The organism is Janthinobacterium sp. (assembly GCF_031995485.1).
Taxonomy (GTDB): Bacteria; Pseudomonadota; Gammaproteobacteria; order Burkholderiales; family Burkholderiaceae_D; genus Janthinobacterium.
This window is the reverse complement of sequence record NZ_DAMAGB010000001.1, coordinates 326,902-350,881: the sequence shown is the minus strand read 5'-3', so window position 1 is coordinate 350,881 and position 23,980 is coordinate 326,902. Positions and strand designations below refer to the sequence as shown.

21 protein-coding genes are annotated in these 23,980 nt (G+C 65.1%); 3 read left to right on the top strand and 18 right to left on the bottom strand.

Features of this window, described 5'->3' with window-relative positions; genetic code table 11:
* Positions 1 to 2,189, top strand: a 2,189-nt coding sequence (locus tag RTQ46_RS01625) for a translocation/assembly module TamB domain-containing protein (protein WP_312434165.1), incomplete at its 5' end; no start/stop codon positions are given.
* A gap of 165 nt (positions 2,190 to 2,354) precedes the next feature.
* On the opposite strand, the gene RTQ46_RS01620 is transcribed toward RTQ46_RS01625, so the two are convergent.
* The 3 genes from RTQ46_RS01620 to RTQ46_RS01610 form a co-directional block, all read right to left on the bottom strand.
* On the bottom strand, positions 2,355 to 2,594 hold the full coding sequence (locus RTQ46_RS01620) for a hypothetical protein (RefSeq protein WP_312434164.1): 240 nt from the start codon (positions 2,592 to 2,594) through the stop codon (positions 2,355 to 2,357).
* A 24-nt stretch (positions 2,595 to 2,618) separates the two neighbouring features.
* Positions 2,619 to 2,777, bottom strand: coding sequence for a hypothetical protein (locus tag RTQ46_RS01615; protein WP_312434162.1), 159 nt, complete (start codon positions 2,775 to 2,777; stop codon positions 2,619 to 2,621).
* 62 nt (positions 2,778 to 2,839) lie between these two features.
* A complete protein-coding gene (locus RTQ46_RS01610) occupies positions 2,840 to 5,344 on the bottom strand; it encodes an alpha/beta hydrolase family protein (RefSeq protein ID WP_312434160.1) in 2,505 nt (834 codons plus the stop codon).
* A 140-nt stretch (positions 5,345 to 5,484) separates the two neighbouring features.
* Here RTQ46_RS01610 and RTQ46_RS01605 point away from each other — a divergent pair, with 140 nt between their 5' ends.
* Entirely contained in the window at positions 5,485 to 6,003 is a 519-nt protein-coding gene (locus tag RTQ46_RS01605; RefSeq protein ID WP_312434159.1) for a hypothetical protein, read from the top strand.
* A 4-nt stretch (positions 6,004 to 6,007) separates the two neighbouring features.
* On the opposite strand, the gene RTQ46_RS01600 is transcribed toward RTQ46_RS01605, so the two are convergent.
* The 7 genes from RTQ46_RS01600 to RTQ46_RS01570 form a co-directional block, all read right to left on the bottom strand.
* Positions 6,008 to 6,787 carry a hypothetical protein gene (locus tag RTQ46_RS01600; protein ID WP_312434157.1) on the bottom strand — a complete coding sequence of 260 codons (780 nt, stop codon included), beginning with the start codon at positions 6,785 to 6,787 and terminating at the stop codon, positions 6,008 to 6,010.
* A gap of 12 nt (positions 6,788 to 6,799) precedes the next feature.
* A complete protein-coding gene (locus RTQ46_RS01595) occupies positions 6,800 to 7,822 on the bottom strand; it encodes a DUF4424 family protein (RefSeq protein ID WP_312434156.1) in 1,023 nt (340 codons plus the stop codon).
* Positions 7,822 to 10,653 (bottom strand): ATP-binding protein, encoded by a 2,832-nt coding sequence (locus tag RTQ46_RS01590; RefSeq protein ID WP_312434155.1) that lies wholly within the window; start codon positions 10,651 to 10,653, stop codon positions 7,822 to 7,824. Before RTQ46_RS01590 ends, RTQ46_RS01595 begins: the two co-directional genes overlap by 1 nt.
* 8 nt (positions 10,654 to 10,661) lie before the next feature.
* Complete coding sequence (locus RTQ46_RS01585) at positions 10,662 to 11,381, bottom strand: hypothetical protein (protein WP_312434154.1); 720 nt, start codon at positions 11,379 to 11,381, stop codon at positions 10,662 to 10,664.
* The gene (locus tag RTQ46_RS01580; protein ID WP_312434152.1) at positions 11,374 to 12,744 is read right to left on the bottom strand and encodes a hypothetical protein; all 1,371 of its coding nucleotides are present in this window, start codon (positions 12,742 to 12,744) and stop codon (positions 11,374 to 11,376) included. Before RTQ46_RS01580 ends, RTQ46_RS01585 begins: the two co-directional genes overlap by 8 nt.
* Before the next feature lie 235 nt (positions 12,745 to 12,979).
* The gene (locus RTQ46_RS01575; protein WP_312434151.1) at positions 12,980 to 13,735 is read right to left on the bottom strand and encodes a DUF3108 domain-containing protein; all 756 of its coding nucleotides are present in this window, start codon (positions 13,733 to 13,735) and stop codon (positions 12,980 to 12,982) included.
* On the bottom strand, positions 13,736 to 14,848 hold the full coding sequence (locus RTQ46_RS01570; protein WP_312434150.1) for a DUF3108 domain-containing protein: 1,113 nt from the start codon (positions 14,846 to 14,848) through the stop codon (positions 13,736 to 13,738).
* Between the two features lie 161 nt (positions 14,849 to 15,009).
* On the opposite strand from RTQ46_RS01570, the gene RTQ46_RS01565 reads away from it, so the two are divergent.
* Entirely contained in the window at positions 15,010 to 15,714 is a 705-nt protein-coding gene (locus RTQ46_RS01565) for a PhaM family polyhydroxyalkanoate granule multifunctional regulatory protein (RefSeq protein ID WP_312434148.1), read from the top strand.
* 141 nt (positions 15,715 to 15,855) lie between these two features.
* On the opposite strand, the gene RTQ46_RS01560 is transcribed toward RTQ46_RS01565, so the two are convergent.
* The 8 genes from RTQ46_RS01560 to RTQ46_RS01525 form a co-directional block, all read right to left on the bottom strand.
* The gene (locus RTQ46_RS01560; protein ID WP_312434147.1) at positions 15,856 to 16,071 is read right to left on the bottom strand and encodes a hypothetical protein; all 216 of its coding nucleotides are present in this window, start codon (positions 16,069 to 16,071) and stop codon (positions 15,856 to 15,858) included.
* Positions 16,072 to 16,147: 76 nt separating this feature from the next.
* A complete protein-coding gene (locus RTQ46_RS01555) occupies positions 16,148 to 17,896 on the bottom strand; it encodes a response regulator (RefSeq protein ID WP_312434145.1) in 1,749 nt (582 codons plus the stop codon).
* A gap of 14 nt (positions 17,897 to 17,910) precedes the next feature.
* Positions 17,911 to 18,624: a HAMP domain-containing sensor histidine kinase gene (locus RTQ46_RS01550; protein WP_312434144.1), complete on the bottom strand. Its 714-nt coding sequence runs from the start codon at positions 18,622 to 18,624 to the stop codon at positions 17,911 to 17,913.
* Positions 18,625 to 18,758: 134 nt separating this feature from the next.
* On the bottom strand, positions 18,759 to 18,983 hold the full coding sequence (locus RTQ46_RS01545) for a helix-turn-helix transcriptional regulator (protein ID WP_312434142.1): 225 nt from the start codon (positions 18,981 to 18,983) through the stop codon (positions 18,759 to 18,761).
* Positions 18,984 to 18,990: 7 nt separating this feature from the next.
* Complete coding sequence (epsC, locus tag RTQ46_RS01540; protein WP_312434141.1) at positions 18,991 to 19,983, bottom strand: serine O-acetyltransferase EpsC; 993 nt, start codon at positions 19,981 to 19,983, stop codon at positions 18,991 to 18,993.
* Positions 19,984 to 20,189: 206 nt separating this feature from the next.
* Complete coding sequence (gene mnmC / locus RTQ46_RS01535; protein ID WP_312434139.1) at positions 20,190 to 21,851, bottom strand: FAD-dependent 5-carboxymethylaminomethyl-2-thiouridine(34) oxidoreductase MnmC; 1,662 nt, start codon at positions 21,849 to 21,851, stop codon at positions 20,190 to 20,192.
* Entirely contained in the window at positions 21,851 to 22,414 is a 564-nt protein-coding gene (locus RTQ46_RS01530) for a DNA-3-methyladenine glycosylase I (RefSeq protein ID WP_312434138.1), read from the bottom strand. Before RTQ46_RS01530 ends, mnmC begins: the two co-directional genes overlap by 1 nt.
* 41 nt (positions 22,415 to 22,455) lie before the next feature.
* Complete coding sequence (locus tag RTQ46_RS01525) at positions 22,456 to 23,925, bottom strand: PLP-dependent aminotransferase family protein (protein ID WP_312434136.1); 1,470 nt, start codon at positions 23,923 to 23,925, stop codon at positions 22,456 to 22,458.
* Positions 23,926 to 23,980: the final 55 nt, after the last annotated feature.

Genomic DNA, 23,980 nt, shown 5'->3' with positions numbered 1-23,980 from the left:
TTGCCGGCGTGCTGCAGGCCTCGGGCGTGGTGGCGGGCAGGATGGATGCGCCATCTGCACAGCTGAGCCTGGACGGCAGCAACCTGACTTTCTTCGGCGACCAGCGCCTGCAAGCGATCAAGGGCAGCGCCAGCGTCGGCTCCGGCCAGGGCGCACAGGACCCGGTGGTCAGCACACTGGAGATTACCGGCTACAGCACGCCGACCTTCAAGCTGGCCACTGCCCGTCTGGCCAGCACTGGCACGCGCGGCAACCATGCGATCAATCTTGCGGCGCGCAATGACGATTTCGACGCCACGATTGCCGCCAGGGGCAGCCAGAGCGGCGCCAGCTGGACCGGCAGCATCGACAGCCTGCAGAACAAGGGCCGCTATGCGCTGGTGCTGCAAGCTCCCGTAGCCATCAAGGTGGCGGGCCCGGCCGGCAGCGGCGTGGCCGGCCTGGGCAAGCCCGAACAGGTCAGCGTGGGCAATACCGTGATCAAGCTGCCAGCCGGCAGCATCACCATGCAAAGCCTGGCCAAGAACGGTCCGCGCTGGACCAGCACCGGCCAGGCCACCGGCGTGGCGCTGAACTACCTGGCGCAGTTCGCGCCGGCGCTGAAGGAAAACATGCGCGGCGACCTGACCCTGGGCGCGCAATGGTCGCTCGACATGCAGGCGGCCACCGCCAGCCAGAAGGAACCAGCGCTGGCCGGCATGCTGCACGTGTTCCGCGAAAAAGGCGACGTGACGGTCGGCGTCGACCAGCCATTGACGCTGGGCCTGCGCACCCTGGACGCACGCGTCGACGTGGCCAACCAGCAACTGCGCCTGGCCTTAAAACTGGACGGCACGCGCGCCGGCCAGACCGACATCAACGGCACCGTGCAGATGCTTGCCGGACGCATCAGCAACAACAGTGCGCTCAGCCTGACGGGCACCACCAATATCGCTTCGCTGGCGTGGGTGGGGCCGCTGGCGGGACAACCGGGACTGGAACTGGGCGGCGCCCTGAAAGTGGCGCTGACGGGCAGCGGCACCATCGGCGCGCCCTTGCTGAACGGCGACATTGCCGGCACCGGCCTGGTGGTCAACTGGGCCGAGCAAGGCCTGAAACTGCGCAACGGCGTGCTGCAGGCCAAGCTGGCCGGCGATCAATTGCAGCTGCAGCGCCTGAGTTTTGACGGCGGCAACGGCAAGGCGCAGCTTGACGGCTGGGTACGCTTTGCGAATGGCGAAGCGACGATGGAACTGAAACTGCTGGCCGACCGCCTGACGGCGCTGTCGCGTCCGGACCGCACCTTGATTTTGTCGGGCAACGCCACCGTGCTGCGCAACGAGAAACTGTTCAGCCTGGAAGGCAAGTTCAAGGCCAACCGCGCACTGATCGAACTGGCGCCGGAAGGCACGCCGACGCAAAGCGATGACGTGGTGGTGCTGGGCAGGAACAGCCGCGCCACCAAGGCCGCGCCCGAGCTGCCGCTCAATATCGACGTCGAGTTTGACCTGGGCAACGCCTTCCACCTGCGCGGCATGGGCCTCGATGCCGATCTGGCCGGCAATATCCGCGCCCGCGTGCAGAACCGCGCCGCACCGCGCGTCACCGGCAGCATCCGCGTCGCCAACGGCCTGTATGCGGCGTACGGCCAGAAGCTGTCGATCGAACGCGGCGTGATCAACTTCACGGGCGCCTACGACAATCCATCGCTGAACGTGCTGGCCGTACGCAAGCGTCCGGAAGGCGAAGCGCTGTCGGAAACCAATGTGGAAGCAGGCGTGGAAGTGCGCGGCACGGCGCAGGCGCCCACCGCCAAGCTGGTGTCGACGCCGAACGTGTCCGACAGCGACAAGCTGGCCTGGCTGATCCTGGGTCACGGTGCCGAATCGGCGGCCGGCGACGAAATGGCCCTGCTGACGACCGCAGCCGGCGCCCTGTTCGGCGGCTCGGGCGGCGGCCTGCAAGGCAAGCTGGCCAATTCGCTGGGTCTCGATGAAGTGGGCCTGTCGCAGGCGGACGGCCTGGAAAGCACGGTCGTGACGGTCGGCAAGCGCCTGTCCTCGCGCGCCTACCTGACGTTCGAGCAAGGCGCCAGCACGGCGTCGAGCCTGGTCAAGCTGCGTTACAAACTGAACCGCCGCTTTACCTTGCAGTTCCAGACCGGCACCAACAATGCGCTGGACATCCTGTACACCTGGGCGTTTGATTGATCCAAAACACAAAGGGCGCCTCGGCGCCCTTTTCGTTTATTACGTTCACCGGGGGGCGTAGGTCGGATTAGGCCGAAGGCCGTAATCCGACAACACCTCAGGCGTCAACGACGTTGTCGGATTACGCGCTGCGCGCCAATCCGACCTACCCTTTCAACCTGCCACTTACTCCGCGATATCGATGCCACGCTCGATCATGCCTTCGACATACGCGCGCAGGTATTGTTCCAGCGCCGGGCCGGACAACACGTTGGCCGTCAGCGCGCCATGCGGCGAACCCTTCAGCACGCCGCCGTGGTAGACGCGGGCGATCCAGCCGACGTCGCTGCCGGGGGTGTATTCGAGTTCATAGTCGAACGTATCGCCGCTGACTTTGCGGGTGTAGTTTTCCTTGATCAATGCCATCTGTAACAGCCTTTCTTTAACAAATTAACTGGGGTGCGGATCGGGCACGGGATCGTCCTGCGGTACCGGGTGCACCGGGCCGTGGCGATGGTCGTGGCCCGTATCCGGTGCGGAATCGGGCTGCGGATCGTCGATCGGTGCGGGGTCCGGGGCGCGGTGGGCGCTGATGGCAAACGGTGACATGGCTGGCCTCCCTTGGCGAACAGGCAAAGGAAGACCATACCACGAGACGCCGGCCGCCGTCCTTATTGGCCTTCCTTGCCGGCCGGCGGATTGACTGGCGCGGCGTTTTTGACGTATTTTTCCAGCCAGTTGTTGCTTTCATACAGCATGTGCAGGATCGACTCGCGCGCGCGGTAGGCGTGGCTTTCGTTGGGCAGCATCACCAGGCGGGCCGTGCCACCCAGGCCCTTGATGGCCTGGAACATGCGCTCGCTCTGGATCGGGAAGGTGCCCGAGTTGTTGTCCTGCTCGCCGTGGATCATCAGCAGCGCATCCTTGATCCTGTCGGCATAGTTAAACGGCGACATGGCCTGGTACACGGTCTGCGCCTGCCAGAACGGCCGGTCTTCCGACTGGAAGCCGAACGGCGTCAAGGTGCGGTTGTAGGCGCCGCTGCGGGCGATGCCGGCGCGGAACAGCCGCGTATGCGCCAGCAGGTTGCCGGTCATAAAGGCGCCATACGAATGGCCGCCGATGGCGATGCGGTTGCGGTCGGCCACGCCGCGCCGCACCACTTCGTCGACGGCCGCTTCGGCGTCGGCCACCAGCTGCGGCAGATAGGTGTCGTTCGGCTCCTGCTCGCCGTTGCCGACGATGGGGAAGGACGGATTGTCGAGCACGGCGTAACCCATGGCCAGGAAGGCGGCCGGGCCCCAATAGCTGACAGCATTGAACTTGTGCGGCGAACCCTTGGTCTGGCTGGCGGCGCTGGCCGTCTTGAATTCCTGCGGATACGCCCACATCAGGGTCGGCAGCGGACCGTCGCGCCTGGCGTCATAGCCGGGTGGCAGCATCAGTGTCGCCGTCAGGTCGACGCCGTCGGCGCGCTGGTAGCGGATCAGTTCCTTCTGCACATCCTTGAGTTGCGGCAGCGGATGGGGGAACTGCGTGAGCGGCGTCAATGGCGTGGCGCCCGGCTTCAGGTTGCGCACATAAAAGTTCGGCTGCTCGGTCGGCGATTCGCGCGTCGACAGCAGGCGCGTGCCGTCTTCGTCCAGCACGGCCACCACGTTTTCATAATACGGCGCGGCGCTCTGGAACAGGCGCTCCTTCTTTTTTGTGACCAGGTTCAGGCGGTCGATAAACGGACGGTCGCCTTCGGCGGAGGCGCCGGCGCCATCGAGCAAAATGGAGTTGTCCGCTGCGATCAGCAACCGTGGCAAGCCGGCCGCATCGGCGCGCATGACGGGCTGGCCCGGATCGTTGTAGCGGTCCTCGAACGAGCCCGAATACACCAGGTCGCCCGGCGTGCCCGCCTCCAGCGATGGCTGGTCCGGATTGATGCGCCACTGTTTGACAGCGCGCGTCTTGTACCACGCTTCGCTGAGCAGGGCTAGGTCGCCGCGGCCCCAGGCGATGCCCGCATAGCGCGAACCGAGTTTGGCCAGCACGGCCGGCCGGGCGGTAAATGGCGCCGCCTGCGTGTAGACGATGTCGCGAATCTCGGCGCTTTTGGCCGGGTCGCCGCCATCCTGCGCTTCGGCCCATACCAGCGTGGCCGGCGCATCGACGCGCCAGCTGACCGAGCGCACGCCATGCGATACCGCATCATTGCCTGGCGGCAGGCCTTCTTCCAGCGGCAAGGTGGCCACCACATGCACTACCTTGCCGGCCAGGTCGCGCACTTCGATCCGGCTGCCGAAGTCGCGCGCCGGCACGATATACGAGTACGGGCGCTCGACGCTGGCCGTCAGCAGATACTTGCCGCCCGGTGCGGCCGAGACGCGCGAAAACTGGCCCGGCTGGCCCACCAGGCGCTGCTTGCCCGATACATCGAGCAAAGCCAGCTGCACCGTGATGTAGTGCTCGAACAATTGCGCATCCTGCTCGTTTTTCAGCAGGTCGGGATAGGTGCGCAATTGCTTGACGGCGCCGCCGGGCAGGCTGTCCTGGATCGCCGGGCCGGTCGGGATGCCGGTGACGGCGGGCGCCGCGCCCAGTTTGGCGGGTTTCAGTTGCACCAGCAGGGTGCTGCTGTCCGGCATCCACGAAAAGCCGCGGCCATACACGTTCGACAAGGGCTCCCTGGCCAGCTTGCGCGCCACTTTGGTGTGCACATCGAGCAGCCACAGTTCCACGCCCGATTCCCTGATGCCTTTGGCGGCATCGGCATGCACCACATTGCTGAACGCCAGGTAATGCTGGTCGGGCGACCAGGCCAGGTCGGCGATGCGCGGGTTGGCGGGCAGGCCGCTGACCTTGATTTCCTTTTGCGTATCAATGTCGAGCAGGCCCAGGCCCGTGTAAAAGCTGAAACGGCTCGACGAATAGGTGCGCGGATTGATGCGCAGGCCGGCCAGCTTCAGTTCCGGTTGCGCCACTTCGCTGATGCCGGGCAGCGACGGCGTTGGCAGCACGGCCGCCAGGTTGCGTTTCGGGCCCAGGCTCAGGGTGGGCGCGCGCGGCGCATCGACAATCGCTTGCAGGGCGGCGGGCGGCTGCTGATAGCCGCCCGTCTGTGCAGCGGCCATGGAGGAGGCGGCCATCAGGCCAACGGTAACGGGCAGCAAGGGGAAACGGGGGGACATGGCGCTCCGGCAACAGTGGATGAGGAACCGGCCATAGTGCTGACCAGTCACCAAAATGTCAACAAGCAACATTTCCATGGCCTGCCATCGTCACGCCGATCTGGCTTACAATCGCTGTTTTACCGTTGCCGAAGCTCTACATGGAAACCACCACCCTCGCCCTGCTGTTCCTGGTCCCGCTGCTGGTCTGGCGCATCTATTCGCGCCTGAAAAAACTGGTGGCGCGCCAGAAGTCGCAGCCGTGGCGCCACTGGCTGGTGGCAACTGCCGTGCCCGCGCTGATTCTGTTCCTGGCGACGACGACGAAATTCGAGATATTGCCACTGTCGAGCCTGGGCGCCGGCGTGCTGGCCGGCGGCTGGCTGGGCGTGCTGGGCATCAAGCTGACGCGCTTCGAGCAGGTGGGCAAGGATTTTTACTTTACCCAGCACCGCTACCTGGGCCTGGCCATCACCATGCTGTTTATCGCCCGCCTGCTGTACCGCGGCATGGAAATCTACCTGAACACGCGCCTGGACGTGCCGGTGCCGCCGCCCCCGTTCGGCCAGAGTCCGCTGACCATGGCCGCCTACGGCCTGGTCACCGGCTACTACGCCACGTACGCCTGGGGCCTGCTGCGCTGGCGCCAGCGCAGCCAGCCTTTGCCAACATCGGAATAAAAACTCAGTATTCGCACAGTCCGGTGCAAGTAGTGGCCGCCAGCGCCTGGCGGATGGTGGCCAGCGGCGCGGCCAGCGAGGAATCGAAGCTTGCCGCATTGTCAGCCAGGCTGGCCAGCAGCGCCTGGCGCATCTCCGGCTTCATCATGGCCGCATTGACGGTCGCATGGCGCGCCGCCGCTTCCAGCATGGTTTTCTTTTGCGGCACGGTCCAGTACGGCATGGCGACAAACTGCACCAGGCCCGCGTAGGCCGTGGCCGAATTGACGCTGAAGTCGTGCAGGCGTTCCTTGCCCGCTTCCGTTGCGGCCTCCTCCGGCCTGGCCTGGCGTTCGGCATCCATCAGGGTGACCAAGTGCGCATTGCAATCGATGACAAAGCCGAACAGCGCGCTCATCTCGTCGCCATAACGGGCCAGGTTCCGCTCGACCTGCGCGCGCTGTGCCTCCTGCGACGACAGGCCGGCCAGACCGGCCTTCTGGTAATACCTGGCATAGTCGCCGACCTGGGTGCAGATGCCGATGCTGGTCTGCATGTTCGCCAGCGGTGCGTCTGGCTTGGCAAACAGTCGCGGCCCGTCGGTGACGATGGCCAGCAGCGGCGCGACGGCCGGGTCGCTCAATTGTGGCAAGCCCTGCGCGGGTTTGGCGTGCAGCATCAGCACCGCATAGCGGTCATTGGCCTGCACGAAATCGGTGTAAGTACCCGCCTGGGCGGCAGAGGCAGCGAAGGCCGTGCCCAGGCACAGCAGGCGGACGGCACGGTGGATGGCAACAGGAATCAAGGTGCGCTCTCTCTATTTCTTTATTAAATAATTGCTGCGCAGCGTGGGCGCCTCGCCCGTATTCTCGCCGCCATCTTCGAGATTGCCGAAGTAGACGTTCAAGTCCTGGGTGGGGCGGAAATTGCGCAGTTTCACCTGCAAGGTGGTCGGGTTGATCTTGGTAAACGTGCCGGGAAAACACAGGCTGATCAGCTCATCCGGCTTGCCCTTGACCAGGTTCAGGGTAAAGTCCTCGATGCCGTTCTTCCAGGTGTTGCCGGTCTTCAGGATGTACGAGACCCACTTGGCATTGACGAAGCCGCTCTCGCCGCGCTGTTTTGCCAGCTTGTTCCAGGTGGCATAGAAGGCTTTGTCACCGCAGTATTTCTGTTCAAATTCCTTGCCTTCGCCCAGGTAAGAGGCGCCGGGTCCGGCGGCCACGAACGGCGCATATTGGTGGCGCACGCGCACGGTTTTACCGGCCGGGAATGCTTGCCGCCATTGGTAGACCACTGTCACGGACCAGGCCGGCACCCATTGCTCGTCGTCAGACAGCTTGGCCAGCAGGTCATCGGCTATCAGGGCTTTTTTCTGCGCGGCGGTGAGTGGCTCCACCTTCCTGTCGAACGGGCTGAACGACGGGAAATATGCCACTTGCCGGTCCGTCAGACCCAGCGCTTTGAGGCGCGCCGTCACGTCCTTGCCGTCCAGTTTGGCGACCAGCACGGTCTGGTAGTCGCGGCGCTGGCCGTCGACCTCGATCGAAAACTGTTTCGGCTGGCCGTAATACGTGGGCGACGGATGGTAGCCCGCCTCGTAAGGCGGCAGCGGAAAGATGATGGTCTCTTCCACGTCCGCTTTTGATTCGTTGACGAATTCGTACTCGACCTTGATCAGGTCCGGGCTGACGGTCAGCACTTCCTTTTTCATCGCCACGGCATCGGTCTTGCCGACGATAATGCCGCCGGTGCTGACCGAGCCGATGCCGTCATTGGCCATCGCCGGCGCCGATGCCGCCAGCGCCAGCACCGGTGCCAGCACCAGCGCCAGCTTCATCAAGCCACCTTGCCGGCGGCCGGCTCCTGGCGCCGCTGCAGTACGAAAATCGGTTGCGCCCATTGCGTGTCCTTTTTCTTTTTGCTGGTAATCAATGTCAGTTCGGATGGATCGTAGACGTCGGTATTGTGCGTCAGCGGCGTGGTCATCAGGTACTGCGCTTCGGTGTTTTTCAGGAACTCGCCGACCAGCTGGATATTGCGGATATCGAGGTGGGCAAACGGTTCGTCGATGAAGACGAAGCCGCCCGAGCCGCCTTCCGATTTCAGCAGGCCGATCAGCAACACCAGGGATTTCATCACCTGCTGGCCACCCGACGCTTCGCCATCGTTCATGCCGATAATACCTTTGCCGTCGAACTTGAAGCGCACGTGCAGGCCCGCCTGCGACAGCTGCACATCGTCGTTTTCCAGGCGCACCGGATCGGCATGCACTTCGATGCCGGCCAGCTCGCCCAGCTCCTTGATGTTCTTGCTGTAGGTCTTGATCGTGTAGCGCAGCCGCTCCATGTAGGCGCCGCGCGCGTTGCCGGTCGCTTCGATGGCGCGGTTGTTCTGGTAGCGGCGCTCGTCGGTTTCCGACTGGCGCCCGCTTAGTTGCTCCGACAGGCGGTGATGCTGGTCGATCACGGTGGCGTCCAGTTCCCAGTCGTCGCGCGCCAGGCTGTTCTGCAGGCTGGCCACGCGCAAATCGACCTGGTGCGCATTCTGGTGTTCGGCCACCAGCGCGGCGCGGCGCGCGGGACGGCGCCAGCTGCGCGGCAGGTGGCGCCACGCATGGCGCAGCGCCAGCAAGGCGCGCGCATGGTCGGCGCGCTGCTCGATCTGTTTCTTGTAGCCCAGGCGCGAACCGGCTTCCGCTTCCGACAGGGCCAGGCGCGCGTTCTGCCACACGGTATCGGCGCGCGTGCGCGCCACGGTGGCGTTCTTGGTGAGGTTCTGCAATTCGCCCAGGCGCCCGCCCACCTCCAGCCGCTCTTCCTTCAACGGCTTCGAGTTGCGCAGCGCTTCGGCAAATTCTTCCTGGCGGGCACTGAGTTCCTTGGCCGCGTCGACGCCGGCGATGCGTGCTTTCAGATTGCCCACTTCGGCGGCCAGTTTCGAGATGCCCAATGTCAGCGTGTCTTCCTGCGCTTCCAGCCCCGGCAAGGAGCGCAGCAGCGCTTCCAGGCGGCCGCTGCGGCCGGCCTGGCCGAAGCGGTAGCGCGATGCTTCCACGAACAGCGAGCGCCCGCCCCGGCGTTCGCGGTGATACGCCTCGGGCGTGATCCACTCCTCATGGTTGCCCAGCCTGAAGCCGGCCTCGACCGAGTCGACGCGCGCGATGCGCGACAACTGTTCGATCAGCCAGCTCGGCACCGGCGCGGAGAATTTCACCACCGCCAGCAGGCTGTCGTCTTTCACGGCTGGCGCCGTGACCAGGTCCGGCACGATAAAGTGGCGGTAGCGCTCCTTCTCGGCCAGGCGGTAGGCCTCCGGCCCGTCCTTGGCCTTGTCCAGCAGCACCACCGACGCATAGCCGCCCAGTACGCCTTCGACGGCGCCCTGCCAGCGGCTGTCCGTCACTTCGACGATATCGGACAGCATGGCGTGGCCGATGCCCGCATCGCGCAGCGCGCGGCGCATGGCGCGCACATTGTCCGGCTCCGGCATGGCCGTCTTGCCCTGCAGCGCGGCGATCGTCGCCTGCTCGCCGGCGATGCGCGCCGACAGCGCGTCGCGCTGCTGGCGCTGGGCCAGCAAGGCCGCTTCCTGCTGTTCCAGCTGCGCCGCCACGGCAGCGATATCGCTGCCCGAGTCGGCCGCCAGCTTTTGCAGGCGTTCCTTCTGTTCCAGCAGGCTGTCGAGCGGTTTCAACTTGGCGTTGATCAGCCCGAGACGGCTCTGCAGGCCGATCGATTCCTGCTCCAGCAGCGTTTCGTTCATCTGCGCGTCCGACAGGGCCTTGGCTTGCGCCGCCAGCGCATTGCGCTTGTCGGCCAGCAGCGGGTCGTTCAGCACCATCGGTTTGCGCGCGTCGCGCAACTGGCGGCTGACAGTGGCCGCTTTTTCGCGTGCCTCGTGGTACTGCAGGCTGGGCAGCACTTCTTCGAGCAGGTTGCGCCGCTCGCGGTGCAGGCCTTCCCACTGATGGTAATTGGCCACGCGCAGGCGCAGGCCTTCCAGATTGGTTTTCGACGCTTCCAGTTCCGTCTCGAAACGCTTCAGTTCCACTTCCGTGTCGCGCTGGTGGCGCTTGGCTTCGTCGTAGGCGTCCAGCACTTCCTTGTCGCCGAACACCTGGAATACCAGGTCGAGCAGCTGGCGCGGCGCGTATTCGCACAGCTTGTCCGTCTCGCCCTGCTCGAGCGCCAGCACTTTCGACATGGCCGGCGACAGGCCGGCATTGGCCAGGCGCTTGCGGTAGTTTTCCACGCCCAGCCAGTCATTCGCGTCAGAAATATCTTCGATCTGCACATTGCCTGGACGCATCAGGTACTGGCGCTTCCAGTCGCCGCCGTTCTTCTGGATCTGGCAGAACAGCGTCACTTCATCGTCGCTGAAAAAGCCCGAGCTGCGAAACGGCCGGTTCGACAGTTGCTTGCCCACGTTGCGGTTGTCGACCACGGCGCGCAGCCAGGCTGTCTGCTGGCCCGAATGGCGCGCATAGTGCTTGTAGGTACGCCCCATCGAGCAGTCGAGGCCGAACAGGGTGCGCAGCGCGTCGAGCAAGGTGGTCTTGCCGGAACCGTTCTGGCCGGCAATCGTGATGATCTTGGCGTCGAGCGGAATATTCTTGATGCGCTGCCAGTAATCCCAGTGCACCAGTTCAAGTGATTTGATATGAAACATGGCCGCTTTCAGTGTGGGAGGTCGGGCGAGACATCGTCGCCGGTGTCGGCGATATCGGCGGACAGATCGGCATCGGCGTCGAGTTCGACCGCCACCAGGCGCGATGGCGCCCGCTTGAACACGTCGGCCAGCGCGCCATTGATAATGCGCTCTTTCAGGACGTCGGTATCCATCATCAGGTCCAGCAAGGGACCTTCGACGATAAAGTCGCCGCGCCGCTCGATGAAGCCCAGCTTGGCCAGCGTGCCCAGGTTCATGTCCATCCGCGTCTTCTTGCCCAGCTTGTCGCCGAAGTCGGCCAGCAGGGCCTTGTAGGCGATGCCGATCGAGGCGTCTTCCGCGCGCGGCAGCGGCTTGTCGGTGCCGAACATGTCGTTCTGGTCGTCGTCCGCATGCTGGTGGGTTTCCTGGCGTTCGCGCTTGGGCAAAATAATCTGCGCCCACAGCACCACCAGCAGGGCCACGCCATCGCGGGCCAGGCCGAAGTTATTGTTCTGCCAGACGTCGCGCGCGCCGAAAATCTTCGGCTCGATCACGCGTGTGAGCGCCAGCGTGACATGGTCGGCATACACATTGTCGAGCAGTTTCAGGCCGCAGGCCAGCAGGCGTGCGTCGATCTCGGCGCGGAACAGCTCGTCCGACAGCACGCGCTTGACCAGCTTGTCGTCGCGGCGCAGGGTTTGATGCGTGAGCAGGCGCGCAATCAGGATTTGGGAATCGTCATTCATCGGCAGGGCCGCTATCTAAATCAAGTGAAACATTCAGTGAAAGCGAGGCGATCGACATGGCCGCCACATGCGGGTCGTTCAGCTGGACCATCTCGTCGGTCGGTGTAAAGGTGATCGGCAAACGGGCCAGTTCGGCCGTCGCGCCCTGCAGGCTCGCTTCGGACACGTCGCCCAGCAGCGGCAGCATCGAGGCGCGGTAGGACGCCACGGCAAAGCTGGCCGGCAGCAGCGAATCCTGCACCGGCACCGACTTCGGCCCTTCCTCGCCGATGCTGGGAAAGTTGCCCAGGCTGGCAAAGTTCGACAGCCGTTCCAGTAAATCGTCAAGTTCCAGTTGCATGGCAGGTCCGTCGCTGATGGTGGTGGGGGCGTCTTCGCCGCTGGGCAGTCCGGTCTGCGCCACGCCGGCCGCGCGTTCGGACAGCAGTTCCGTTTCGGCCACGTCGATCATTTCGGCCGGCGTCGAGAACAGCGGCACGACGGGCTGGTCGATGGCGCCTTCGGCCAGCGAGGCCAGGTCCTCGTGCTGCAGCAGCCAGCGCTTGATGTCGGTGGTCGACAGGCCGGACTGGCCCAGGTGCACGCGCTGGCGCTCGATCTGGTTCAGCGCGCGCGAGAACATGCCCTGCATGTTGAGCAGCTTGCTTTGCGCGCGGCCAATCGCCTGGGCCGCCTTGTGCGTGGCGCCATCGGCGTTTTCGTCGGAGGTAATCGCCACCAGGATCTCGGAACCCTTCTCGACCCAGTCGCAGGCCATGTTCCATTTCGCCTGCGCCGTGCGCAGCCGGAATTCCGACCCGGAGGCGATCGCGTCGGAAAACTCGTCCGTCAGGTCGACCAGACGGCCCAGCAAGTGCTGCAGTTGTTCCACCGACACGCCGCCCACGGCCTGGGCGCCGGCCACCTGCGACAGCAGAAAGCCCATTTCCGCTTCGTCTTCGGTCTGGCCCAGGCCCAGCAGGCCATCGATGGCGGAGAGCACATTGCGCGCCATGGGCGTCACGCGGTACACGCCCTGCTGCGCATCCCAGGCCAGCAACTGGTTGCTGCGCAGGCGCAGCAGCACCGTTTCCAGGCTTTCCGGCAAAAGGTAGGCAAGACGGGTATTGATGTCGGCGCGCGTATACGACGAGGTGGCCGCGTCGGCCGCCAGTTCGCGCAGCACCAGCAGGCGCACCAGCACGCCATCGAAACCGCCGTGGAACAGCGCCGTAAACACCTGCAGCAAGGGCTGCGCGCGCTTCAGATGAAAGACTTGCTCGATCTCGTCAGCCGAAATATTCGGCTGGAAATGCGCCTGCAACGAATCGTGATGCTCCTGCTCGGTTTCATTTACATCCGCAGCCACGGCTGCACTTGCCATTATATCAATCATTCTATTCCGGATGAGTGTTCAGCGGGCGGCGCAGCGGGCCCTGACGGCGCTGCGGGCATAAAGGTATGCGGGGGCGTCAGTATATCAGTTCTGATATGCAATTTGACCGATGGGGGTGCCTGGCAGGCAGGTGTTGTATCGGCAAAAACTCCTGACGGCGAAAGGCTGCGGTCGGACCCTGAGGGTCCGACCCCGGTTTCTGCTCTTGGGTTGGATATTCGATTTATTTTTTAACGATTTTCTGCAACGTCTGCTCCACATAATCCCCATCCTCGTCGGCAAACGTCACCTTGACCGGATACCAGTCGAGCGCTGGCGCCAGCCACAGGTCCACCTGCTGGCCCTTCTTGTCGGTCGGCGGCGCCTTGGTCAGGTGCAGGGCAGTCACCAGCCCCTGTCCGGTGCCAACGGTCTCTTCCTTGATGACCTTGAAGATCCATGGCTCGGCGTCGTGGCGGCCGGCCACAAAGAAGGCCCACTCGGAGCCGGGCACGAATTTTTCGGGCGCGGCGCGGGCCACGGCTGTCAGCTGCCAGACGGCGCTGTTGCGGTCCTGCTCGCCGCCTTTCAAGGGATAGCTCTTGTCGCCTTCGCTGAACACGATGGTTTTGCTGTCGCGCTTGAAATCGGCGGTGGCCGCTTCCTTGCGGAACCGTTTTTCCACGAAGCGGGCCGGCGCCAGGCCGTAGTCATCGACCGTGCCGTCGCTGCGCTGCTCGAGGATCTTGCCGAACAGCGCGGCTTTGGTTTCGGCCAGCAGCGAATACGTGCCGTCGCCGGCGCGCCAGGTGCTGACCGATTCGCCGGACAGCGACATGCCTTTCTGTTTGGCCTTGATCGAATAGACCAGGTCGGCCGACGGCGCCAGCTTGAATGGCCGCTTGACGACGGGATGCTCGTCATCGGCCGCCATGGCTGGCGCGAGGGCAGCGGCCAGCAAGCTGGCAGCCAGGAGTTGTTTGATCGGAGTAAACGCCATTTAATTTCCTGTCACAGTGAGTTTGGTCACGGTTTGCGTGGTGAGCGCCCCGTTCGCTTCAGTATTGCGTATTTGTACCGGATACCATTGCATCGACGGCGCCAGCCAGATATCGAGCTGCGAGGAATACGTGCCCTTCCTGGGCGGCCGGCGCAGATGCCAGGTCGCCAGGCGGCCCATTGCCGTCTCGAGTTCCTCCTCGCCCACCATCTGGAAGCGGAACACGGTGGCGTTCTTTTCTTCGCCCACCAGGATGTCGATATTGCCGGCCAATTGCTTCACATCGGCGCGGCCGATGGCGGCCAGCTGGAACGGCAGGCTGGCCTTGTCCTGCACGCCCGCCTGCCACGGCGCCGTGGCCGATGTGGCCGAGAACGTGATGACCTTGTCGGCCGCATTGAAATGCGTGGCCGTCTGCGCGCGGCCCTTGCGCTTTTCCGTCGCCTTGACGGGTACCACGCCGCTCGCGTCGATCAGGCCTTCGCTGCTCAGCACCAGCAGGTTGATGCGGGTGATAAACATGTTCAGGCCCGCTTCCAGCGTCAGGTCATAGCGGTCGCCCCGGTTCTGCCACGCCATCGCCGCCACGCCCGTCCATTTGGTGCCATCGGCGTCGCGGCGGTCCACCTGCAGCTCGAATTTGGCCGAGGCCGGCACATCGGTCTTGTACTGGCGCGCCTGCTCCACTGGCGGCGCGGCCGGTGGCGCAGGCGGTACTGCCTCGGCGGCCGGCGCAGGTGCCGCAATGGCCGGCAATTGCACCAGGGCGGGCGCCGGTGCTTCCGGCACAGGCGGCGCGGCAGGCGCTTCTGCCATTTCCGGCACGCTTGGCTGCGGCAGGTCGACCGGCGGCGGCAAGGCCGGCAGCACGGGTGCGGGCGGCGGCGGCAGCGGCACAGGCGCAGCCAGCTCCGGCACCGGCTCCGGCTCCGGCAAGGGCTGCGGCGCCTCGGCCACGATGGCCATGCTGACCAGCTGTTCCGGCGCCGGCACGGCGATACGGTTCGCCTGCGCGGTCAGCCAGTGCAGCGCGGCGTAATGCAGCACGCCGATCACGGCGACAAAGATGATGGTGCGGCGGCGCGGCGGCTTGAAAAAAGAGGCTGACGTCATGCCCGCTAGTGTAACGCCTGCACCGGATATGCGCTTTCTTGCTGCAGATCAACACGCCGCGGTTTCCACGGAAATCCCCGTGAAATATGTGGCTGGCATTTCATCAGCAGGACGCGCTTATCTGCTACGCTAAGGATATCGACCCACCAGGAGACTCTCGCATGGCAAATCCGCAAATGCCCCATATTCCGGGCGCAGCAGTTGTGACCGATACGCTCGACTTCGTCAAGAACCTGTGGGGCAGCATGAGTGTGCCTGGCATGGGCGTGCCCGGCATTACGGCACCGAGCCTGTCGGTCGAGGAACTGGACAAGAAAATCAGCGATCTGAAGGCAGTCGAAGCATGGCTGAACCTCAATACCAGCATGCTGCGCGGCAGCATCCAGGCGCTGGAAGTGCAGCGCGGCACGATTGCCACCCTGAAATCGATGGGCGCCTCGATGGCGGCCGCCATCAAGCAGCCGGGCGCAACCGACAAGAACCTGTTCGACTCGGTACCGTACGCCTCGGCCTTTTTCCAGCAGGCACCGGCGCCAGCCAAGGAGCCCGAGCAGGCGCCCGCCGCGCCGCCACCGGCTGCCGAGCCGGTACAGCAGGCACAGCCAACAAACCCGGCCAGCGATGCGGCGGCCCAGCTGGCCAATCCGACGGCATGGTGGAATTTGCTGCAGGATCAGTTCAAGCAGGCCGTGTCGACGGCAATGACGCCGGAACCGGCCAAGGCCAAGGCCGAGCCGGAAGCAGCGGCCGAAAGCAAGCCCAAGCCTGCGCCACGTGCCAAGCCGGCCGTGGCAGAGACGGTAGCGAAGGCCAAGGCGCCGGTCCGGCGCGCAGCGGCCCCGAAGGGCAAGGCAGGCAAGCCGTAATTTTTGCCGAACCCATGAACAGCCGGGGTCAGCCCCTCAGGGTCTGCCCCCAGTTTCAGCCGTTAGGTGAAAAAGACGTGAGCGTGACGCCATTTCCGCCAGACTGGGCAGTATGTGCAACGTATCCGAAAATGCAGGCAATCAGGCCAGGCGATGAATGCGGATGGCTTCGATCATGTTGTCGTCCTGGCGCTTGACGTCGCCGATCGTGATCAGGCCCTCGTCGGCCAGCGCCTTGGCGTGCTCGTACGAGTTCTGGAACGACTCCAGCGTGTCCCCCTTGGCGGCAACCGGGCGTACCCAGGCAATGCTGCCAACCTTCATTTTTTTGTATACTTCATTGACCACATCACGCATAGTTTCTTCCTTATTGTTGTAAAGCAACTCAAGCGCAGATCAGGCAGCTGCCTGCACCACGCTGGCGCGTAGTTTATCATCCGCCACGGCCGCGCATGGTTTTTACGGCTTTTTCCGGTGCCGCCACGACTTTGACTGCCGGCACCAAAGCCCCGTCGGCGGCCGCGCCGGGCGCATCTTCGGCCCTGGCGTCGGGCGTCAGCTGCATCAATTGCTCCATTAGCTGGGCAAAGCGCTGCTGGCCTGGTGCAATTTTGTCCACATATAACAACACTTCGACCGCTTCCGCCGCCAGGTCCGCGTGGTAGCCGCGCTGTTGCAAGTAAGAAACGATGATCTGCGCCGAGTTGAACAGGATGCGCAGATTGTTCGGCAGCTTGACGCGCGCGGCGCGCATCCACGCCACGGCGTCGTCGAGCTTGTCGGTCTTCCACAGCAGCACGCCCTTGTTCATCAGGTCCGACGCTTCCTTGCGCGAGGCCAGGATCAGGCTGGTACCTTCGTCGCCCATCTTCGCCTTGTCGAAGATCTTCTGCACTTCGTCCTGCACCACCTGGTTGTCGTGGTTGTTCTTCACCACATAGCACAACAGGCCGGCCGGCGCGTCCTTCACGCCGACGGCGAACAGCAAGGTGGCCAGCTCCATGCAGATGGCCTTCTCGGGCCGCGCCGGGTCCTCCAGCAGCATCGCTTCGAGCTCGTCGCCGCACTTGCGCGCGCGCCGGTAGTCGCCCGTTTCATGGTGCACCATGCCTTCGGTAATCTTGGCGCGCAGGCCGATCTCTTCGGGTGGAAATTCGCGCTGCGCCAGCAGCAGCCATTGCAGCGCTTCCTTGGCGTCCTTTTTCATGCCGCACACGCGCGCCAGGCCCAGGTAGGCGTCCACCGTCTTCATCACGGAAAATTCGCCGATCGCCACGCATTTGCGAAATGCCTTTTCGGCCATGCTGACATTGCCGATTTTCAGCGCCGCCTGGCCCAAGTTGCGCTGGCGCGGCACGGAATTGGGCGACAGGCGCGCCGCCTTTTCCAGCACGCCGCACGCTTCCTCGTGCTGGCCCATCAGCTGGTAGGCCACCGCCATCTGGTCGTAGGCGTCGATGTAGTAGCGGTTTTCGACAATCACGCCCTGGAAGATCTGGCGCGCCGCCTCGTGCTCGCCATTGTTCATGCGGATCTTGCCCAGCCCTGCCCTGGCCCAGCTGTAGTCCCGCTCGGCCAGCACTTTTTCATAGATGGCGCGCGCCTTTTCCGGCTCGCCGCTTTTCAGCAGCAAGGTAGCCTTCATGCGCAGCAGTTCCAGTTCGTGCAGCTTGTTCTGCGCGATCTGCGCATCGCACAATTTGGCCGCGCGCAGGTAATCCTTTTCCATGCAGGCCTGGTCGATCTCGCGAAATACCTGCTTTTTATGCCAGACGCGGTTCAATCGCGTCAGCAGCACGCCTTCCGTGATCGGCTTGATCAGGTAGGCGTCGGGCTGGTGCTCGGCCGCGCCCATTACCGATTCCACGCTTTTCTCGGCCGACACCATCAGCCACACGCTCGACGGCGCCGTCAGGTTGCGCACGCGCGTCTCTTCGAGCACCTGCTGGCCGTTCTTGCCTTCGCCGAGGTTGTAGTCGCACAACACCACGTCGTAGCGCGTCTTGGCCAGCAGCTTCATCGCTTCGCCGCCGCTGGCAGCCTGGTCGATATGGCGCGCGCCCAGGTTGCGCAAGGACTCGCGCAGCAAAATGCGGATGCCGACAAAGTCGTCGACCAGCAGGTAATGCTTGTCGGCCCAGTCGGTGGTGTCGGCTTCGTTGGGGCGGGAGGTCTGGTCCATATGATGTCCCCGGCTCAGGGCAGGCGCAAGATGAAGCAGCCGCCGCCCAGCGCGCCGCCATTTTCCAGCGCGATGCTGCCGCTTTGCCCCCGGTGCTTGTGCATCTTGGCCACTTCGCTGGAAAAATACAGGCCGAGACCCGTGCTGTTGGTGGAAAAATTCACGCCCGCGCTCAGGCCATCCATGGCCGCTTCGCCCGCGTCGAGCAGCGCCTGGGTATACCCGTCGCCATTGTCTTCCACGCGCAGCGCCAGCATGCCGTTTTCTTCCGCCACCGACAGGCGGATCGTGTCTTTGGTATAGCGGATCGCATTGTTGATCGCATGCGCCAGCACGCCGATCACCAGGTCTTCGTCGAGGGTCCAGATCAGCTCGGGCGGACAGTGCGTTTCCAGCACGATGCCCTTCGATTGCAGCAGGATTTTTTCCTGGTCCACCACCTGCGCCACCACCTGCGCCACCAGTTGCGGCTGCACGTCGAACGGATAGCCGGGTTTGCCGACCTGCTTGTACAGCGCCAGCAGCTGGATCAGGTTGTCGTTGAGGCGCTTGGTCTGGTACAGCATCTGCGCCATCTGCAGGAAGGCCGGGTCGGCCGTCGTGCTGGACTGCTCGGCCGCCAGCAGCGATTCGAGCGTGCCGCTGACCACGCTGATCGAGTTCTTCATGTCGTGCACGGTCGACGCCAGGAACAGGAACAGCTCGGGCGCGCTGTGTTGGTCTTCCACTGCATCTCTCCTTGGGCGCCGGCGGCACGGCGCCGCGGCTAACATGCCACAAGTAAATTATACCGCCCGCCGTGGAGCGCCAGCGTCGCTGGCGTACAAGATGTCGGACGGCTGCAACGGCCCTGCCACGGAATTCAGTCCGCCAGTTCAGGTTCGCAGCGCGCCAGCAGGCCGGCCAAACCGATGCCGAGCGCACCGGCCAGCTTTTCCGCCGTCAGCAGCGAGGGCGTGGCCGCACCCCGTTCGATTTCGCCGATGAACGAGCGGTTCAGGTCAGCCGCCTCGGCCAGCCGCTCCTGCGACCAGCCACGCCCTTCGCGCAACTGGCGCACGGCCAGGCCAAACTGTTTGATCAGCATACGGTCCTCACGGTTGTTGGGCAAAGGCGGCGCTGGAAGGCGCGAAGTCGGCCGCCTCCTGCGTGCTGTGCGCTTGCGTGACATGGCTGCCGGGCGCCACGCTGCGGGTCAGCCAGACATTGCCGCCGATGACGGAGCCCTGGCCGATCGTCACGCGCCCGAGTATGGTGGCGCCGGCGTAGATCACCACGTCGTCCTCGACGACGGGATGGCGCGCCAGGCCTTTTTTCAGCACGCCATCAAGGCCGGCCGGAAAGCGCTTGGCGCCCAGCGTGACGGCCTGGTAGATGCGCACGCGATGGCCGATGATGGCGGTCTCGCCGATCACCACGCCGGTGCCGTGGTCGATGAAAAAACTGTCGCCGATGGCGGCGCCCGGGTGAATATCGATGCCGGTCTGCGAATGGGCCACTTCGGCGATAATGCGCGCCACCAGCGGTGCGCCCAGCACATGCAGCGCATGGGCCAGGCGGTAATGGATAATGGCCAGGATGCCCGGATAGCATAGCAGCACTTCATCGACGCTGTGCGCGGCCGGGTCGCCGTGGAAGGCGGCCGCCACGTCGGTGTCGAGCTGGGCGCGGATGGCCGGCAGCGTGCGCGCAAAGCGCTGCACGATGGCCAGCGCCTGCTGCTCGATGGGTACCGTCTGCTGCAAGCCGTGCTGGCGCGCATGGTAGCTCAGCTCGCGCCGCACCTGTTCGTGCAGCCCGGTCAGGGTGGTGTCGAGCGTATGGCCGACAAAAAAATCTTCGCTTTCCTGCTGCAGGTCGATCGGCCCCAGGCGCATCGGGAACAGCGCCGCGCACAAGGCGCCGACCAGCTCGCGCAGATGCTGGCGCGACGGGAACTGGCGCGCGCCGCATTCCTGGTGGCTGGCCAGCCCGTCGCGCCAGCGCTCGCGCACCACGCGCAGTTCATCGACGATATGGTGCAGCTCCCACTGGGGTGGCGAGGCGGCGGGAGCGGAAAAATCGGAGGACAAGGCGCGCTGGTTCATGAGATTCCTGGAATGGAACGGGGCAAACGCCCCTTGAGCATGCACTGTAGCGACTTTGGCTTGTCTGTAAAACAAATTAAAAAGAGTTAGGAAAGGCGGAAAACGTATAAGACCCTAACCCGCACGGCGTAAATGCCGGGCTCGGACCCTCAGGGTCCGACCCCGGAACTTGCTGTTGGGGTTGAATCCGATGCCGTCAATCGCCCCTACTGCGCCCGCCGCCTCTCCTTCAGCACAAACCGCCCCGGATCCATCGCTGCCACCAACTGGTTTTCCAGCGGCAGCGGTTCGCCTTCCAGCTGGCAGGCCAGCAGCTCGGCCGCCAGCGGCGCCCAGATCAGGCCGCGCGAGGCGTAGCCGAGCAAGCCATGCAGGCCGGGCCAGCGCGGCACGTCGCGCAGCTGTTCGCAGCGGCGCGGCACGCCGGGGTCAGGCAAGGCGCCCACCAGCGGCATGCGGTCCGGCGCCATGCAGCGAAAGCCCGTGCGTCCGGCCAGCGGCGCGTCGAACACGGGCACGCCGAGGATGTCGGCGGTCTTGCCGATATTGTCCTGCTGGCTCGACGTGCGCAGGCTGGCGTCGTCGTCGCGCATGTCGTAGGTGGCGCCCACGCAGACCACGCCCTGGTACGGCGGCGTCATGTAGGACTCGCGGCAGACGACATAGGGCCGCGCCGGCAGGGACGCTTGCGCAAGGTGCGTGACCTGGCCCCGCACGGTATATAGCGGCAAGCCGGACGCCTGCACGAAGTCCACCGCACCGGCGCCGGCGGCCAGGATCACGGTCGGCGCCACGGCAATCACGGCTCCCTGCGCATCGGCGACGTGCCACTCGTCATTGATGCGCACCAGGGCCAGCGCGCTGCTGGAAAAGCGCCGTGTCAGCAAGTCGCCGCAGGCGTCCAGCATGGCCGCGCAGGCCGACGACGGACGCGCCCAGCCGCCATCGGCAAACCACCAGGCGCCGTCCGGCGCCGGTGCGCCGAACAGCCTTGAGGCTTCATCGGGCTCCAGCCAGCGCGCAAATTCGGGCGGATACTCGCCGCTGGCGGCGATCTGGCGCTGTACCTGCGCATGCTGCGCATCGCGCGCCAGATGCAGCACGCCGCAGCGCGCGCCCTCGACGACGCGACCGGCACCGGTACCGACGCCACCAAGCCGGTCCCAGTAGCGCAGCGCATGCAGGTAGGCGGCGCGCACCAGGCGGGTGGGAATATTGTCGTCTTTCGACAGCAGCGGCATGAAGATGCCGGCCAGGTTGCCCGACGCTTCGCCGGCCGGCTGCGCATGGCGCTCGACCAGCGTCACCTGCCAGCCGCGCGCGGCCAGCCGTTCGCAGGCGGCGCTGCCGGCCATGCCGGCGCCGATCACGATCGCGCGCCGGTCGATGGCCTGCACGGGCGCGACCGGTGCCTGGCGCGCATGGAACACGGCGCGCAGGCGGCTCTCGTCAAACGCAAAGCCTTCTTTCCACAGCGCCACGCGCTGGCCATCGTCGAGGTACACGGCCTGCAGGCGCGCACCGTCCTTCATCAGGCGTGCCAGCACCGTCATTGACGAGGGCACCCACGCCAGATGCACCTCATCGACGGTCGCCGACAGTTGCGCCAGGCTGGCGGCGGGGTCGCCGACCAGCAGGTCCAGCGTGACCAGGCCGTCGCGCGAGACCATGCGGTGCAGGCCGCGCACATGGGGCGGCCATTGCACGCGCCACTGCTCGGGCAACTGGCTGGCGTCGACCGGGCGCGGCGCCAGCGCGGTGTAGTGCAAACGCCGGTCCAGATGCTGTCCGCCATGCGCGGCGCAGGCGGCGCGAAAGCGCGCGCCGTCAAACTCCGTGTCGAGCACGATCCATGCAGCATCCACCATCAGCGCTCCATGCGGCAAAAGCAGGTGGGCGCGTGGTCATCGATCATGCCGATGCCCTGCATGTAGGCGTAGACGATGGTCGAGCCGACAAACTTGAAACCGCGTTTCGCCAGGTCTTTCGACAGCCGGTCCGACAGTTCCGTCCTGGCCGGCAATTCGCCGGGCTGGAAGTTGTTGACGATGGGCTGGCCACCGACATACGCCCATAAAAAACTGTCCAGCGTCTGCCCTTCTTCGCGCAGGCGCAAATACGCTTGCGCATTGGTGATGGCGGCCGCCACCTTCAGGCGGTTGCGCACGATGCCGGGGTTTGCCAGCAGCTGCGCCACTTTGTCCGGCCCATAGGCGGCGATTTTTTCCGCATCCCAGCCATCGAACGCGGCGCGGTAGGTGTCGCGCTTGTTGAGGATGGTCTCCCAGCTCAGGCCCGCCTGCGCGCCCTCCAGGTTCAGCATTTCGAACAGCGTGCGCTCGTCGTGGCAAGGCACGCCCCACTCTGTGTCGTGGTAGGCAAGGTAGCGCGGATTGGCCGGATTGGCCCAGCTGCAGCGGGTGACGGTCATGGCGGATTTCTTCGTGTGGAGACAGGCCTTCAGTATATAGTTTATCGGCCGCGCAGGAGCTGCCCCAGCACGCGTACGCCATGCCCGATCTCGTCCGGCTTGATCGCCGCAAAGCCCAGCAGCAGGCCGGCCGGCGTGGCGCAGGCCGGGCCGGCATCCGGGTCGGCATAGTGACCCAGCGGACGCAATTCGATGCCGCGCTCGATCCCCGCGCGCGACACGCTGTCCTCGTCGTGCGCACCGCGAAAATACGCGCACAATTCCAGCCCGCTGTCGGCCGGGCCGCACGCCAGCTGATCATCGAGTTCCTGCGCCAATGCGCGCAGCAGCACGTCGCGCCGCTCGGCATTGCTGTCGCGCGTGCGGCGGATATGGCGCGCAAAGTGTCCCTCGGCGATAAAGTCGGCCAGCGCCATCTGCGGCACGATGGCCGTATGGCGGTCGGCCACCGCCTTGGCCTGCACCAGCGCGTCGGCCAGCGCCGGCGGCGCCACCATGTAACCGAGACGCAGGCCCGGGAACAGCACTTTCGACAGCGTGCCCACATAGATCACGCAGCCGGCCCGGTCCAGGCTTTGCAAGGACGCCAGCGGCGCGCCCGCATAGCGGTATTCGCTGTCGTAGTCGTCTTCCACCACCCACGCCTTGTTGCGCGCGGCCCAGTCCAGCAGGGACAGGCGGCGCGCAAGGCTCATGCTCACGCCCAGCGGCATCTGGTGCGACGGCGTCACATAGGCCAGTTTCGCCTGCGGGCAGTGCGCCACACCGTAGGCCACGTCCAGCCCTTCGCCATCGACCGGCACCGGAAAGACACGGGCGCCGCTGGCGCGCAGCGGCCCACTGGCGCCGCGGTAGCCGGGCGACTCCATCCAGGCCGCGTCACCGGGCGAGAGCAGGATGGTCGACAGCAGGAACAGCGCCTGCTGCGAACCCGAGGTGATGACGATCTGCTGCGGCGTGCAGCGCACGCCGCGCGATGCCTGCAGGTACACGCACAGCAGTTCGCGCAGCGGCAGGAAGCCGGCCGGGTCGCTGTAGCCGAACTGGTGATCGGGCCGGCGCCAGCGCCGCGCTTCGAGCCGGTTCCACACGTCGAACGGAAAATGGTCGATGCGCGGCATGCCGACCCGGAACGCGCGCAAGGCGCTGCGGTGAAACGCCACCTGCTGCATCGCCGCCACCACATCCTGCCCGCGCGCGGACAAGGGGCGCAGCAGGCCGGTTGCCGCAGCCGCCGCTTTGGGCACGGGTACCGCGCGGCTGACAAACGTGCCGCGCCCCACCGCGCCGTCCAGATAGCCTTCGGCTGCCAGCAGCGCGTAGGCATTGAGCACGGTCTGGCGCGACACCGACAGCAGCGCACAGAACGCGCGCGTCGGCGGCAGTTGCGTGCCTGGCGCCAGCGTACCGTCGAGAATGGCGGCCTTCATGGCCGCATACAGCTGGCGGAACAGCGGTTCGGGCAGCGCGCGCTCGAGCGGCAGCGCAGCGATGATGTCGGCGACAAGCATGGGTGACCCTTGAATATTGGTAACCTGAAGATAGCACTAATTGGCTGTTTTAAAT

Coding starts and splice junctions, on each gene's coding strand:
- RTQ46_RS01620 (WP_312434164.1), bottom strand. CDS start 2,594: ATGGCATTGATCAAGGAAAACTACACCCGCAAAGTCAGCGGCGATACG.
- RTQ46_RS01615 (WP_312434162.1), bottom strand. CDS start 2,777: ATGTCACCGTTTGCCATCAGCGCCCACCGCGCCCCGGACCCCGCACCG.
- RTQ46_RS01610 (WP_312434160.1), bottom strand. CDS start 5,344: ATGTCCCCCCGTTTCCCCTTGCTGCCCGTTACCGTTGGCCTGATGGCC.
- RTQ46_RS01605 (WP_312434159.1), top strand. CDS start 5,485: ATGGAAACCACCACCCTCGCCCTGCTGTTCCTGGTCCCGCTGCTGGTC.
- RTQ46_RS01595 (WP_312434156.1), bottom strand. CDS start 7,822: ATGAAGCTGGCGCTGGTGCTGGCACCGGTGCTGGCGCTGGCGGCATCG.
- RTQ46_RS01590 (WP_312434155.1), bottom strand. CDS start 10,653: ATGTTTCATATCAAATCACTTGAACTGGTGCACTGGGATTACTGGCAG.
- RTQ46_RS01585 (WP_312434154.1), bottom strand. CDS start 11,381: ATGAATGACGATTCCCAAATCCTGATTGCGCGCCTGCTCACGCATCAA.
- RTQ46_RS01580 (WP_312434152.1), bottom strand. CDS start 12,744: ATGGCAAGTGCAGCCGTGGCTGCGGATGTAAATGAAACCGAGCAGGAG.
- RTQ46_RS01575 (WP_312434151.1), bottom strand. CDS start 13,735: ATGGCGTTTACTCCGATCAAACAACTCCTGGCTGCCAGCTTGCTGGCC.
- RTQ46_RS01570 (WP_312434150.1), bottom strand. CDS start 14,848: ATGACGTCAGCCTCTTTTTTCAAGCCGCCGCGCCGCCGCACCATCATC.
- RTQ46_RS01565 (WP_312434148.1), top strand. CDS start 15,010: ATGGCAAATCCGCAAATGCCCCATATTCCGGGCGCAGCAGTTGTGACC.
- RTQ46_RS01560 (WP_312434147.1), bottom strand. CDS start 16,071: ATGCGTGATGTGGTCAATGAAGTATACAAAAAAATGAAGGTTGGCAGC.
- RTQ46_RS01555 (WP_312434145.1), bottom strand. CDS start 17,896: ATGGACCAGACCTCCCGCCCCAACGAAGCCGACACCACCGACTGGGCC.
- RTQ46_RS01545 (WP_312434142.1), bottom strand. CDS start 18,983: ATGCTGATCAAACAGTTTGGCCTGGCCGTGCGCCAGTTGCGCGAAGGG.
- epsC (WP_312434141.1), bottom strand. CDS start 19,983: ATGAACCAGCGCGCCTTGTCCTCCGATTTTTCCGCTCCCGCCGCCTCG.
- mnmC (WP_312434139.1), bottom strand. CDS start 21,851: ATGGTGGATGCTGCATGGATCGTGCTCGACACGGAGTTTGACGGCGCG.
- RTQ46_RS01530 (WP_312434138.1), bottom strand. CDS start 22,414: ATGACCGTCACCCGCTGCAGCTGGGCCAATCCGGCCAATCCGCGCTAC.
- RTQ46_RS01525 (WP_312434136.1), bottom strand. CDS start 23,925: ATGCTTGTCGCCGACATCATCGCTGCGCTGCCGCTCGAGCGCGCGCTG.